The sequence below is a fragment of the Polaribacter sp. L3A8 genome, assembly GCF_009796785.1.
Taxonomy (GTDB): Bacteria; Bacteroidota; Bacteroidia; order Flavobacteriales; family Flavobacteriaceae; genus Polaribacter.
In genome coordinates, this window is record NZ_CP047026.1 from 152,082 (window position 1) to 166,829 (window position 14,748).

General features: G+C 29.9%; 8 protein-coding genes. 3 read left to right on the plus strand and 5 right to left on the minus strand.

The genetic code is table 11. The features are described 5' to 3' along the window. Nucleotides 1-49: 49 nt before the first annotated feature. The 5 genes from GQR92_RS00565 to GQR92_RS00585 all read right to left on the minus strand — a co-directional run bounded on the left by GQR92_RS00565 (nt 50) and on the right by GQR92_RS00585 (nt 11,617). Complete coding sequence (locus GQR92_RS00565; protein WP_158837298.1) at nt 50-1,222, minus strand: glycoside hydrolase family 88 protein; 1,173 nt, start codon at nt 1,220-1,222, stop codon at nt 50-52. Nucleotides 1,223-1,587: 365 nt separating this feature from the next. Then, nucleotides 1,588-3,120, minus strand: coding sequence for a RagB/SusD family nutrient uptake outer membrane protein (locus tag GQR92_RS00570; protein WP_158837299.1), 1,533 nt, complete (start codon nt 3,118-3,120; stop codon nt 1,588-1,590). 24 nt (nt 3,121-3,144) lie between these two features. Next, nucleotides 3,145-6,171 (minus strand): SusC/RagA family TonB-linked outer membrane protein, encoded by a 3,027-nt coding sequence (locus GQR92_RS00575; RefSeq protein ID WP_158837300.1) that lies wholly within the window; start codon nt 6,169-6,171, stop codon nt 3,145-3,147. Nucleotides 6,172-6,408: 237 nt separating this feature from the next. Continuing rightward, nucleotides 6,409-10,479, minus strand: a complete 4,071-nt coding sequence (locus GQR92_RS00580; RefSeq protein ID WP_158837301.1) for a hybrid sensor histidine kinase/response regulator — start codon at nt 10,477-10,479, stop codon at nt 6,409-6,411. Between the two features lie 52 nt (nt 10,480-10,531). Further along, entirely contained in the window at nt 10,532-11,617 is a 1,086-nt protein-coding gene (locus tag GQR92_RS00585; protein ID WP_158837302.1) for a substrate-binding domain-containing protein, read from the minus strand. 194 nt (nt 11,618-11,811) lie between these two features. Between GQR92_RS00585 and GQR92_RS00590 the strand changes: the two genes are divergently transcribed. From GQR92_RS00590 to kduI, 3 genes are all read left to right on the plus strand, one after another. Beyond that, a complete protein-coding gene (locus tag GQR92_RS00590; protein ID WP_158837303.1) occupies nt 11,812-12,639 on the plus strand; it encodes an SDR family oxidoreductase in 828 nt (275 codons plus the stop codon). 14 nt (nt 12,640-12,653) lie between these two features. After that, entirely contained in the window at nt 12,654-13,841 is a 1,188-nt protein-coding gene (uxuA, locus tag GQR92_RS00595; RefSeq protein ID WP_158837304.1) for a mannonate dehydratase, read from the plus strand. 67 nt (nt 13,842-13,908) lie between these two features. Then, nucleotides 13,909-14,748 (plus strand): 5-dehydro-4-deoxy-D-glucuronate isomerase, encoded by an 840-nt coding sequence (kduI, locus tag GQR92_RS00600; protein WP_105048280.1) that lies wholly within the window; start codon nt 13,909-13,911, stop codon nt 14,746-14,748.

Below are 14,748 nucleotides of genomic sequence, written 5' to 3' on the forward strand. Positions count from 1 at the left end.
ATCAAAAATATTTTAGTCTTATTTTTTAACTGTCCTGTTTTGTCATTTATTATTTGAGTGATTTTAGCCTTAACTTAGTTTCTAGAAAATAATAATCGCCATATACAATTGGCGCATCCATTTCTGATCTTTTAGACCAATCTCCAGAACTGTGATCTAAAATAAAAGGTATGTCTAGAGTTTCAGGTAAAATGTATTTTTCTGTTTGTACATTATTCATGAATTTTTTACTGTAATTAAGGTATGTTTCGTTTTTTGTATATTCATAAAGTTCTACCAATGCGGAGGCTACAACTGCCCCAGCAGAAACATCTCTTGGTTCATTAGGAATATTAGGAGCATCAAAATCCCAATACGGAATACCATCTTCAGGTAAATTTTTATGGTTTAAGAAAAAATTAGCTGTTGCTTTTGCTTGCTCTAAATATTTTTTATCTTTTGTGTATCTATACGCCATTGTAAAACCATAAATGGCCCACCCCTGACCACGAGCCCAAGAAGAGTTGTTGCTATAACCTTGATGTGTTACTTTCATTCTAATAGCTCCATTTTCTGGATTGTAGTCTAATACATGAAAACAACTATTGTCTTCTCTAAAGTGATTTTTTAATGTGGTATTTGCATGTGTTACTGCAATTTTATAAAAAGTACTGTCATTAGAAATCTTAGAAGCTTCAAACAGTAATTCTAAATTCATCATGTTATCTATAATAACAGGAAAATTCCATTTATCTTTATTAAAATCCCAAGAACGAATACTTCCAACAGTTTTATTAAATCTAGAGCTAAGTGTTTGTGCACTTTTAACAATAATATCTTTATATTTTTGATTGTTATTATGTTTTAATGCTTGTCCAAAGCTATTATAAACTTTAAAACCCATGTCGTGAGTTTTATCATTGTACTTTTCTTTTTCTATAAAAGCAGTCCATTTTTGTGCTAATTCTTTGTCTTTTGGGTTTCCTGTAATCTGATAAATCTGCCAGATATTTCCTGCAAAAAAACCGCTAGTCCAATCTTTAGAAGGTACTTTTTTTATTTTTTTTTCTTTTGGGTTATAGCTTCTTGGAAAGGCTAAAGAGTCTACTTTGTAAAGTAGAAGTTTAGTATATCTATTTTCTAATTTTTTTTGAGAATTATAGCGTTCTTTTTTCTCAGTTTTACAAGAAACAAGAAAACTTAATATTATAAAAAAGAATTTAATATGGGTTTTTTTTATCATAAAATTTAAAATGTAAAAGATGTGAGTTATTCGGTTTAAATGTATTTTAAATATAATAAATAGAAATACGAAAAAGGGTGTAAAATGATACAGCTCTTTTATTAATAGTTGTTTAAACGGATGTTTTAGAAGTTTTTTTATATTTTAAAGAATCCGAAATATAGGTTACTTCTAAATTTTAATTGTTTGAACTTTATGGTTTGATTACATTCTACCATTAATTGGATATTGACTTTGTATCGAACAATAAAATAAAGCAAAAATAATATGTTGAATTTTTAAAATAAAACCAAAATTGGGTTTGCAACTTAAAAAAGATGCAAACCCAAAATAATCTCAATTCAAATAATCAACCAACTAATATTTTAGTATCCAGAATTGTTTGGCATTAGGTTTGTATTTCTTGCTAACTCATCTGCTGGTAATGGATATAAATAATCTCTATTAACATCAAAGTTAGGTCTGTACTCTAACCCGCTTGTACCAAATACATCACCATTTTCTGGGTTTGCCATTTTTCTTCTAGTAATGTCGTACCATCTTTTAAACTCGAAAGCAAGTTCCCATTTACGTTCTTCTAACACCATGGTTCTAAAATCATCTTGGTTTAAACCAGAAACATCTGCTGGAAAAGCAGCACCGTTTCTGGCTCTTGCTCTAACTCTATTTACGTAACCATGTGCTTCTGCAGAACCAGGAGAAATTTCATTTAATGCTTCGGCAGCAATTAATAATACTTCTGCATATCTCATCATTATATAATTATTGTTAGAAGCTCTACCGTTACCTGTTGCAGAGGTTCCGTTAAAACGAGTATATTTTGCAATATGCGGTCTGTTAACACCTCTACCACTTCCTCCGTTTTCTTTAAAAACAGTATATGGTTTTACGGCACCATTAAAAACGGCAGTATTATCAAAACTTACAGCTTTTCTGTAATCTCTATCATCCCAAGTATTGTAAACAGCAAGAGTAGGTACGGCTACAGACCAACCACCACCAGATACATTAGGGTATTGTTCGTCATCTCTAAGACCTGTTAAAGCTGCTTGGTAATCTCTACCGTCATCTCCGTCACTAGCACCAATAAAATCTAAAACAAATATTGGCTCCTTAGAAGCGTCTACTTTAGAAGAGTTAAATAAATCTTGAAAGTCTGCTTCTAAACCTAAATTATAAATACCTTCATTATCTATAACACCTTTAGCTTCTTTATAAGCATTATCATAATCTCCTATTGTTAAATACACCAAGGCTAAATAAGAATGAGCTGCAGATTTTGCAGGTAAAGATCTACCAGCTTGCGTATTTGGTAACCATTTTTTTGCAAATTGTAAATCTGCAATAATGTTTTTATATACATCAGCAGCAGCTGTTTTACTAAGAGAACTGGTGGTTGTTAAGTCTGTTACGGGTTTGTCTATATAAGGTATATCCCCAAATTGTCTTACTAAATGAAAGTAGGCAAAAGCTCTTGTAAAATAAGCTTGTGCTGTAACTGGGTTTTTTACGTTTTCATCTACATTTACATCTTCTGCACCTGCAATTGCTTGATTAGAAGCTGCAATAATTTGATAAACTCTAAGCCAATAGCCTTCAACCATACCATTGTCGGCAGCAACAGTAAATTCATCATGTTCAACTCTTCTAGATGATGTTGTTAGGTCTCCAATAGCTACCATATCGCTTCGCAACATTAAAGGTAAAGACATTTTTCTTCCCCAAAATTTTTCATGGGTCATATGTCCATAAGCAGCATTTACAGCTGTTTGTATGTCTTTTGGAGTATTAAAAAAACCATCTGGAGCTAATAAGCCTATAGGTTCTTCTTCTAAATTAGAACATCCAATTATTGATAAACTCATCAATAATAAGAATATATATTTATATGTTTTCATATTTATACGTTTTTAAATTATGGATTAAAATTTTATATTAAGACTAAAGTTAACAGATTGTACTGTTGGATAATTACCAAAGTCAAAGCCATTAAAAGTATTACTATCAGAACTATTTCCTCCTCCAGCACCAAAGTAGCTTACCTCTGGGTCTAACCCTGAGTAATTAGTAAAAGTCAATAAATTTTGCCCACTAATAGCTAACCTTACATTATCCATCCCTAATTTTTCTGTTACACTTGATGGTAAATTATAACCCAATGCTATATTTTTTAATCTAATATAGCTACCGTCTTCTACAAAACGAGATGAAATTTGTTTTCCTCTAAGTTTAGCAGAAGGTACATTTGTATCTGTGTTTGTTGGTGTCCAAGCATTATTAAATAAATCTCTAGTTGTATTAGAATCTCCATTAGCTAACTGTACATTCGTTAGATTCATAATTTCTCCACCGTGAGAACCTTGAAAAAAGATATTTAAATCAAAGTTTTTATAGGTAAAATTATTTGTAATACCCATGGTCCAATCTGGGTTAGGGTCTCCTATTATTTTTTGATCTGCAGTCGTTATTTCACCACTACCATCAACATCTGTAAATAATTGATCTCCTGTTGTTGCTCCTGCTAAAATTGCAGTTCCTGCAGGTAAAGTACCTCCTTGGTAAACTCCTTGGTATTCATACCCCCAAAAAACACCCACAGCTTCATCTTCTCTTAAAACATGTGTACGTGGTATGTTAAAATAACCAGGAGAGGCATCTTGAAATATATCTTGACCATTTAATAATGTAACAAATTTATTTTTATTGGTAGACCAGTTAAAGTCTGTTGTCCAAGTAAAATTGTCGTTACTTATATTTCTTGTATTTAAAGTAATTTCAAAACCTTTGTTATTTACCTCACCAACATTTCTTAAACTAGCTGGAGTTAGAAAACCTAAATATTGTGGTTGACTAGAATCTTGTATAATAAGATCTTTAGTATTTATATTATAATAATCTAAGGAAAGAGAAACTTTACTATTGTACATACTTAAATCTAAACCAACATTTGTTTGGTAAGAAGATTCCCATTTTAAATTAGGATTAGCAACTTGGTTTGGGGTAACATTAATTACTGTTGATCCATTAATAGGAGTATATACAGAACCAAAACTAGATAATGATTGATAAGGAGCAATAGATTGATTACCAGTAACACCGTAACTTGCTCTTAACTTTAAATTAGAAATAGTTTCACTGTTTTTTAAGAAGTTTTCATTAGATACTTTCCAACCTAAAGCACCAGAAGGGAAAATTGCATATTTTTCATTAGCAGCAAAATTAGAAGCTCCATCTCTTCTTACAGTAGCTGTTATTAAATATTTATCATTATAATCGTAGTTTACCCTACCAAATTGAGATTGAATTTCTGATTCTGATAAAGATGATGTTGGAATTAATTGTGTTGCTCCAGACCCTAAATTATAATAAGAGAAAGAATCAGAAGTAAACCCTTCTGCTCCTGCAGAAAAACGATCTGTAGATGTTTTTTGATAAGAATAACCTGCTAATAAAGTTAAGTTACCTTTACCTATTTCTGTATTATAAGTTAAGTAATTTTCACTTAATACGGTGGTTCTTTTATAGTTTGTAATTGTAGCTCTACCACCTGTACTACCACCAGCAGTAGTAATTAATGTAGAGGGTCTAAAAACACCTTCTGTACCATTGGCAGTACTTAAACCAAAAGTAGTTTTAAAAGCAAGGTTTTCTAAAACATCATAATTAGCATACATGTTGGCTCTAAAATTATCTGTTTTTGTTTCATTAATACCTTCCGTTGCAATTGCGTATGGGTTATCTACGTTATCACCTATAGAATTAACAGTATTTTGGCCGTTTGCATCTAAGATACCTAAATCTGGAGAAAAACGAAAGCTTAAAGACACAACATCATCTCCACCACCATTAGCAGTTTCACCTGTAGATTGTGTAGGCACTCCGTTTTTATCGCCTCTACTGCCAAAAAGATTTAACCCTAATTTTAATTTATCAGTTACTTGTGCATCAATATTTGATAAGAAAGATACTTTTTCAAATTGAGAGTTTATAATAACACCTTCTTGTTTAAAATAAGTAGCAGAAGCATAAAAGTTAATGTTTTCACTTCCACCAGAAAAAGAGAATTGATGGTTTTGTGTAGTACCTGCTCTATATAATAAATCTTGCCAATTTGTATTAGCAGTTCCTTTTGTGTACCCTGGGTTTATTGCTGTTTGATAAGCTCCAAATTCAGTTGCATTTAATAAATCTAACTCATTTGCGGTGTTTTGTACAGAGTAATTAGTATTAAATTCTACAGATATTTTACCCGTTCTACCTTTTTTGGTAGTTACCATAACAACCCCATTAGAACCTCTAGAACCATAGATGGCAGTTGCAGAGGCGTCTTTTAAAACTTCCATAGACTCAATGTCGTTTGGTTGTGGCATTGTTGCACCTACAAAACCATCTACAACAATTAGAGGAGAACTACTTGCGTTAATAGAAGTGTTTCCTCTAATTTTTATATTGATTGGCGCTCCAGGCTCACCACCATTGTTAGATTGTACAACCACACCTGCAGCTCTACCTTGTAAAGCTTGTGCTGCATTTAAGACAGGAAAAGCATTTAATTCTTCTGATTTTACAGAAGAAACAGCCCCTGTTATGTCGCTTTTTTTACGAGAACCATAACCTACAACAACAATTTCATCTAATGCACTTGAATTTTCTACTAAACCAATATTAATAGTTGTTTTACCTTTAACCATTACTTCTTGTTTTTCATAACCTAAATAGCTGAAAATTAATATATCATTAGCTTTTTTTGTTGTAATAGTATAAAATCCATCAAAATCTGTGACAGTACCAATTGTTGTTCCTTTTACTTGAATTGTTACTTCTGGAATAGTGCCTCCTGTGACCTTATCTGTTACTGTACCCGTTACTTTTTGTTGAGACATTATTACCAATGGCACAAAAAGTAAGAAGAAAAGCGAAAGCTTTTTAATTGAATTTTTTTTAGACATAAAATTAGATATTAATTGATTAAAAAAATAGTAAACCATAGTGGTTTACAGTATTAAAATTAAAGAGAATTGCACTTATAAAAAGAGTACTATGTATATGAATAGTTCTTTATTTAAAAGATTATTTCCTTTTTTATAAAATTAATTTAAACTCTGGAAATAGAAATACAGAATAGGTAGTAAAAACGTACAAACCTTTATATATAAAGGCATATTAAGGTAAAAATATATTGCTAACTAGTAGTTAGAAAATTTATTTGAATATTGAGTAGGGGTTTCTCCAAATTTTTTAACAAAGCATTTGCTAAAATATTTAGGATTTTTAAAGCCAACTTTACAACTAATTTCAGAAACATTAATTTTACCCTGTTCTAGTAATTGTGTGGCACGTTTCATTCTAAAATGTTGAATAAAATCATTTGGAGTAAAGTTGGTCCATGCTTTAATTTTTATAAAAAGCATCGTTCTACTAACACCTAATTCCGAACAAAAATAAGGAATATCAAATTCTTCATTAGAAATATTAGCTTCTACAATTTCTAAGGCTTTTTTATATAATTTTTCGTCTAAAGAAGAAATTACAAGTTCATTTTGAAATAGTGCCTCACTACTAGAAAATTTTTCTTTTAGTCGATTAGTTGTATTTAATAAATTTTTAATTTTTATTTTAAATTCATCAACATTAAAAGGTTTACTGATGTAAGAATCTGCACCACTTTCTAAACCTTCTAATTTATAAATTAAGGAAGACCTAGAGGTTAGAAGAATAATAGGAATATGGCTTGTTTTTATGTTACTTTTAATTTCAGAACAAAGTTCTGTACCTACCATTACAGGCATTATTACATCACTTACAATAAGATTTGGTACATTTTTTATAGCACAATTTAATGCAATTTCTCCATTTTCTGCTTCTAAAATATTGTAATTTTCTTTTAGCAAATCTTTCATAAATTTACGCAAAGGCTTGTTATCTTCTACGAGTAGAATAGTGTCTTTGTTTGGGTCGGTTATTTTATCAGATAAATTATCTTCTAAAATAACAACGGGTTCATTTAGTTGTGTAATGTATTGAGAAACATCATCGCTAAATTTAAAGTTTTGTATAATTTCATCTTCATTTAAATGATGTTTTCCTAAGGGTATAATTACACTAAAAATAGAACCTTTATCATTTTTATTATTTTTAACCTCTAGGTTTCCTTTATGAAGAGTTACAATATTTTTTGCAATAGATAAACCAATTCCAGTTCCTTTATTGTAATCTTTTTCGGGGTTATTGTTTGCGGTAACTTCAAAAAAACGATCAAATATTTTTTGTTTATTTTCTTCGGATATTCCAACACCTGTATCTTCTACAGATATAATAACGGTATTGTTTTCTTTTTTTACATGTATCTGTATTGATCCATTTTGTGGGGTGTATCTAAAGGCGTTAGAAATTAAGTTATAAAAAACACGTTCTAATTTATAACGATCATAATAAACTAATATGTTGTCATCTGTGGTGTGAAAATTAAAATCGTAATTTCCGTTTTTAGCGTATTCAGAGAATGATAAAAAGATTTCTTTTAAGAATTTAACAATATTACCTTCTGCGGCTTCTAATTTAAATAGATTTTTTTCGAGCTTTCTAAAATCCATTAATCGGTTAATTAATTGTAGTAAATGGTTTGCACTATTTTCTACAACCAATAACTTTTTATACATTTTACTGCTGCCTTTGTAATTTGTTAGTATTTGTTGTAAAGGACCTAGTATTAGGGTTAGGGGAGTTCTAAACTCATGAGAAATATTTGTAAAGAATTCTAGTTTAGCTCTATTATTCTCTTCAATTTTTGTGTTTTCTAAAAGTTCTAAATCTAATTTATATTTTAATTGTGTTTTAGATTTTTGTATTTGAATTAAAAAATAAAGTGCCGTGGCAATAATGCATCCATATAACAAAAAAGCCCACCAACTTCTCCAAGGTGCAGGACTAACATTTATATTTAGTATGGTGGGTTTTGTGTTCCAAAAGCCATCATTGTTGGCCCCTTTTACTTCAAAAATATAATTTCCAGGATTTTGTAGTGTATAAGATGCTGAATTATCTGAGGTAAATATCCACTCTTTTTCTAATCCTTTTAAGCGATATTGATAGGTGTTATTTTTTGCATTTATAAAGTTAGGAATTGAAAAGTAAATAGAAAAGTTTCCTTCTTCATAAGATAATGAAATATGCTCTGTATAACCAATTGTGTTTTTTAAAATGTTAGAAGCATCTTTAACTTTTACAGATTTATTTTTTATTTTAAAATCTGTTATTAAAACTTGTGGAATATAGGTATTTGTTTTAAGGTTATCTGTGTTAAAAGAAGTTGCCCCATTTGGTCCGCCAAAATAGAATTGCGAAGGTTTAATTTTTAGGCTTGAGTTGTCATTAAATTCATTACTTATTAATCCGTCTTTTTGATTGTATGTTGTTGATTTTTTTGTGTCTATATTGTATTTAATTATTCCTTCGTTAGTACTAATCCAAAGATTTTTTTCTTCGTCTTCTAAAATACTATGAACATTAGAAATATTATTTTTTTTACCATGAATGGCAATCTTTTTAAAAATAGTATCATCTAGTTTAAACAAGCCTTTTGCCTTTGTGCCTACCCAAATTGTTTTATTTTTATCTTCAAAAACAGTAGAAATGTCATCGCCAGATTGCGTATTATTATCATAAAAATATCTTTGAATTTTATGGTTATTTGTAATTTTATTTAACCCTCTTTGCGTGCAAACCCAAACGTTATTTTTAGAGTCTACGGTTAAAGATCTTACTAAATTATTTGTTAAAGAACCATCATCAGAAAAAATGTTTTTAAATATTTTATAGCTTTTTAATTTTGTGTTATACTTAACAACACCAAAACCAAATACACCAAACCAAAGCGTGTTTTCTGAATCTTTTTTTATGGAATACACATTTTTATCTTGTAATAAATCTCTAATTACTTTTGTGCTTTCATCATTTTTTATACTTTTTTTGTTTAAATCGTAAATGGCAATGCCATTACTAAAGGTACCAATCCATAGTAAGTTTTTATCAACAAAAAGAGATTTTATGTTTTTATTAGGTAAAATAGAATTGTTGTTTTGGTCTAAATATTTTAAATTATTTGTTTTTGTATTAAAAATATTTACTCCTCTTCCTTCGGTTCCAAAAAATAATAAATTATTATAGGTTTCAATAGAACTAATAACATTGTAGTTAATTTTTTTTAAGTTATTGTTCTCAGAAAAATTAATAAAATTACTGTTTTCTTCATCCCAAATATTTACACCTCCGTAATAGGTGCCCACCCAAATAGATCCTTTTTTGTCTTTTAGTATAGATTTAATACTATTTTTACTTAAGCTTTTAGAGTTGTTTGTATTGTTTTTTAAGGTTTGTATTTTTTTGTTTTTATCAAGAACGTATAAACCGTTATAAGTACCTATCCAAAGTTGATTTTTGCGATCAAAAATAAGTTGTCTAACATCATTAAATACTTTTTTTTGATTACTCTCTGATAAAAAGTTTTTTACATCTTTTTTAATAGGATTAAAAAATAAAACTCCTTTATTTTTGGTGGCAATTAAAATGGTTTTATCTACATTTTCTATTAATTGTTGAATGTGAATATCTGTGTAATTTTTAAAATTAAAAGTCTCTTTTATTCTATTAGTTACTGTACTCAATCCTTTATTTGTACCAATGTAAATGGTGTTTTCTTTAGTTTCTAATATTGATGAAACAAAATTACTTGCTAAACTTTGGTTATTTGTATTGTTATGATAGAGATTTACAAAATAGTCTGTTTTTTTATTGTAGATAGATAGTCCGTTAGAGGTTGCTATCCAGATTTCTCCGTTAGACATTTCTTTAATATCCCAAATAGTATTGTTACTTAAAGAGTTTGTTTTGTTGTTGTGTAAGTAGTTGGTAAAAGTGTTTTTTTTGGGGTCGTACTTATTTAAACCATTATAAGTACCAATCCAAATAAAGCCATCTTTATCTTCTACTATTGATGATACATCGTTGTTACTTATAGAGTTTTTGTCTCCAGGAATATTTCTATAAATAGTAAAAGTATTACCATCATATTTATTTAAACCATCTCTTGTGCCAAACCACATTTGTCCCAGTTTATCTTGATGAATTGCAATCACAGAACTTTGCGAGAGCCCATCTGAAGTAGATATGTGGTTAAATTGAATTTCTTCTGATTGAGAATAACTAAAAAAGCAATTTATCGTAAAAGAGAAAACAAATAATAGATGTTTAATATTCATAAATTAGACTTGTAATTTTAAAATAAAAGGTTAAATATGAATAATATGCTTTTTATGAAGTTTTTTGTAAATCACTTTCATGAATAAAATCATTTTGCATATTATATTTTACATTTTCTTTAATAAGAATATCTATTGGAAGATGAATTTTAGCATTTGGTATTTTATTATAAATTAAATAATCAGAAAATAATCTGATAGCTTCATAACCTTGATCAAACGGTTTTTGAGAGATTAAGAAAGACACATGGTCGTTTAATAAGCACTCGGTGTTTTGTGGTGTATTGTCAAAACCAATTAAATCTATGTTTTTTAAATGGCTATTTTCTAAACATTCAACCACAATATAAATTCTACTCGATGGTACAAAAATTCCTTTAATTTCTGTATGAATTTTTAAGTAGTTGTTTATTATTTCTTTTGTTTCTAAAGTATTATTTAAATTTTCAATTTTTAAAGTTTGAGTTTTAGAATTAATTTTATTTTTTAAAAAATAGTTATTAAAACCTTTAATTCTATTAGAAACAGCATTATTTTTGGTAATATTATATCTAGATTGAATAATTAAAAACTCTGAAGATTTTGGAGTATTAAAATGCATTAATTTACCAGCAATATAACCTGCAGTATAAGAATCTTGACCAACATAAGCGATGTTGTTAAAACCTTTAATATCAATATTTAAAAATAAGTAAGGAATGTTTAACGTTTCTAATTGAGTAACAATTGTATGCGTTTCTTTAGAAAAATTAGGAACCATTATAACCGCTGTTGGGTTTGTGGCTAATAAAGTTCTAAAAGTATTAAAATAAGAAAGAGGATCGTATTGATTAAATGTAAAAATATTAATTTGTACTCCATAACTCTTAACATCGTCTGCCGCTTTTAAGATACCCAGGTAGGGTGATTTCCAAAAAAGGTCATCCTCTTTGTATTCAGGAATAAGAACTGATATTTGGTGTTTGTTTTTCATTGCAAGAGCACTAGCAACAGGGTTTACACTAAAATTATGATGATCTAGTATTTTTCTAATTTTAGTTTCTGTTTTTTTAGAAACACCACCTCTGTTGTGTATCACTCTATCTACGGTGCCTTCAGAAACGTTGGCTTCTTTTGCAATATCTTTTATTGTAATCATTTTTAAAGTGGTAATCTCTAGTGTTTTATGTTGGTTTTTGTGTAAAAAAACTGGATAAGGTCTTCTTCTTAATTTTAGGCAATTTAGGTAAAAAAATAATAATTTAGTGTACGCACACGATTTTTTTTTGTTACATTTGTGTACGCACACGAAAACACACAATTAATAATTTTAATAAATTAAGAAGTTTAATAATGAATAAAACAATTGTATTAACTGGAGCTGGAGGAGTTTTATGTAGCACATTGGCCTTGGCACTTGCAAAGCAAGGAAATAATGTTGCTGTTTTAGATTTAAGAAAAGATGCTGCAGATAAAGTAGCTAAAGAAATTAATAGTGCAGGAGGAAAAGCAATAGGTGTTGCCGCCAATGTTTTAGAAAAAGATTCTTTAATAGAGGCTAAAAAAGTGGTAAACGAAGCTTTTGGTAAAGTAGATATTTTGGTTAATGGAGCAGGAGGTAATCATCCTTTAGGGACTACTTCAAATCCGTTTTTAGAATTAGAAGATTTAGCAAATAAAACAGAAGGTTTTAAAACTTTTTTCGATTTAGATCCAAAAGGAATCGAGTTTACATTTAACTTGAACTTTTTAGGAACTTTAATTCCAACTCAGGTTTTTGCAACAGATATGGTTGGTAGAGAAGGGTGTTCTGTTTTAAATATTTCTTCTATGAATGCATTTACTCCATTAACAAAAATACCAGCTTATAGTGGGGCTAAAGCAGCCGTTTCTAATTTTACACAATGGTTGGCAGTTCATTTTTCTAAAGTAGGTATTCGTGTAAACGCATTGGCTCCTGGTTTTTTCTTAACAGATCAAAACAGAAGCTTGTTAACAGAAGCAGATGGAAGCTTAACACAAAGAGGGCAACAAATTATAGATCAAACGCCTATGAGCCGCTATGGAGAACCAGAAGATTTAGTGGGTACTACATTATGGTTGTGTGGTGAAGGATCAAAATTTGTAACAGGTGTTGTAGTACCAATTGATGGTGGGTTTGCTGCTTATAGCGGTGTTTAATAAAAAGTAATAAAATGAGACAAAATTTAGAACAAACTTGGCGTTGGTATGGACCTAACGACCCAGTTTCTTTATCAGATATAAAACAATCGGGAGCAACAGGTGTTGTTTCTGCATTACATCATATTAAAAATGGTAAAGTTTGGACGGTTGAAGAAATCACCAAAAGAAAAGATATTATAGAAAATGTAGGGTTAACGTGGTCTGTAGTAGAGTCTGTGCCAATTCATGAAAACATTAAAACAAAATCTGGTAATTATCAATTGTATATTGATAATTATAAGGAAACACTTTTAAATTTAGGTAAATGCGGTATTGATATTGTTTGTTACAATTTTATGCCCGTTTTAGATTGGACACGTACAAACTTAGATTATGAAGTGTCTGATAATTCTACAGCATTGCGTTTTGAAGCAGCCGCTTTTGCCGCTTTCGAATTGTATTTGTTAAAAAGACCAGGTGCGGAAAATGAATATTCTGATGCTCAGAAACAAAAAGCAGCAGAATTTTTAAAAAACTCATCAGCAGAAGATCAAAAAACTTTAATTAGAAATATTATTGCAGGTTTACCTGGAGCAGAAGAAGGATATTCTTTAGAAGAGTTTAATGCTATTTTGGCAACGTATAAAAACGTAGGTCCAAAAGAATTAAAAGCCAACCTATTTTCATTTTTATCAGAAATTATTCCTGCTGCAGAACAAGCAGGTGTTTTAATGTGCATTCATCCAGATGATCCTCCTTTTCCTATTTTAGGTTTACCTAGAGTGGTATCTACAGAGCAAGATATTGTAGATTTATACGAAGCTGTTCCTTCACAAAATAACGGGTTAACTTTTTGTACAGGTTCTTTTGGTGTAAGAGCAGATAACGATTTAGCAGGTATGGTAGAGCGTTTAGGAGATAGAATACACTTTATTCATTTACGTGCAACAAAAAGAGATGCAGAAGGTAATTTTCATGAAGCAGATCATTTAGACGGAGACGTAGATATGTATGCTGTAATGAAAGCTTTAATTTTAGAACAGCAAAAAAGAATTGCTGCTGGTAGGCAAGATGTAAGAATGCCTTTTAGACCCGATCATGGTCATAAAATGTTAGACGATTTAAAGAAAAAAACAAATCCGGGTTACTCTGGTATTGGTCGCTTGCGTGGTTTGGCAGAATTAAGAGGATTAGAATTAGGAATTAGACGTTCATTATAAAAAGAATAAAAATTACACCTCATAAGTTTAAAAGCTTATGAGGTAAAAAATTATAAAATAAAATATTATGGCAACAACTTTCGAAACAAGATACGCTTCAAGTCCGCAAACAGTAAAAAAATACGATACTCAAGAATTAAGAGACGAGTTTTTAATTCCTGATTTAATGGAAGCAGGAAAAATAAAACTAACATATACACATTACGATAGGTATATTGCTGGTGGAGCAGTACCAACAGCACCATTAAAATTAGAAACTATAGATCCTTTAAAAGCTAATTTTTTCTTAGAAAGAAGAGAAATGGGAATTATAAATGCAGGAGCTAGCGGAAGTATTTCTGTTGATGGGGACGTTTTTAAAATGAATCATAAAGATGCTTTATACATTGGTAAAGGTGCAAAAGATGTTGTTTTTACTAGTGATGATGCTAATAACCCTGCAAAATTTTATATCAATTCTGCACCAGCACATACTGCATTTCCAACAAAACATGTTACAAAAGAAGCTGCTAATAAAATAGAATTAGGAAGTTTAGAAACAGCAAATCACAGAACGGTAAACCAAATGATTATTGGAGGTATTGTAACTACTTGTCAATTACAAATGGGGATGACAGAGTTAAAAACAGGTTCTGTTTGGAACACAATGCCAGCACATGTGCATGATAGAAGAATGGAAGTGTATTATTATTTAGATATTCCTCAAGATCAAGCGGTATGTCACTTTATGGGACAACCACAAGAAACACGTCATATTTGGATGCAAAATCACCAAGCAGTAATTTCTCCACCTTGGTCAATTCACTCAGGATCAGGAACATCAAATTATACATTTATTTGGGGAATGGCAGGAGAAAATTTAGATTACAACGATATGGATGTAGCTAAAATAACAGATTTAAGATAA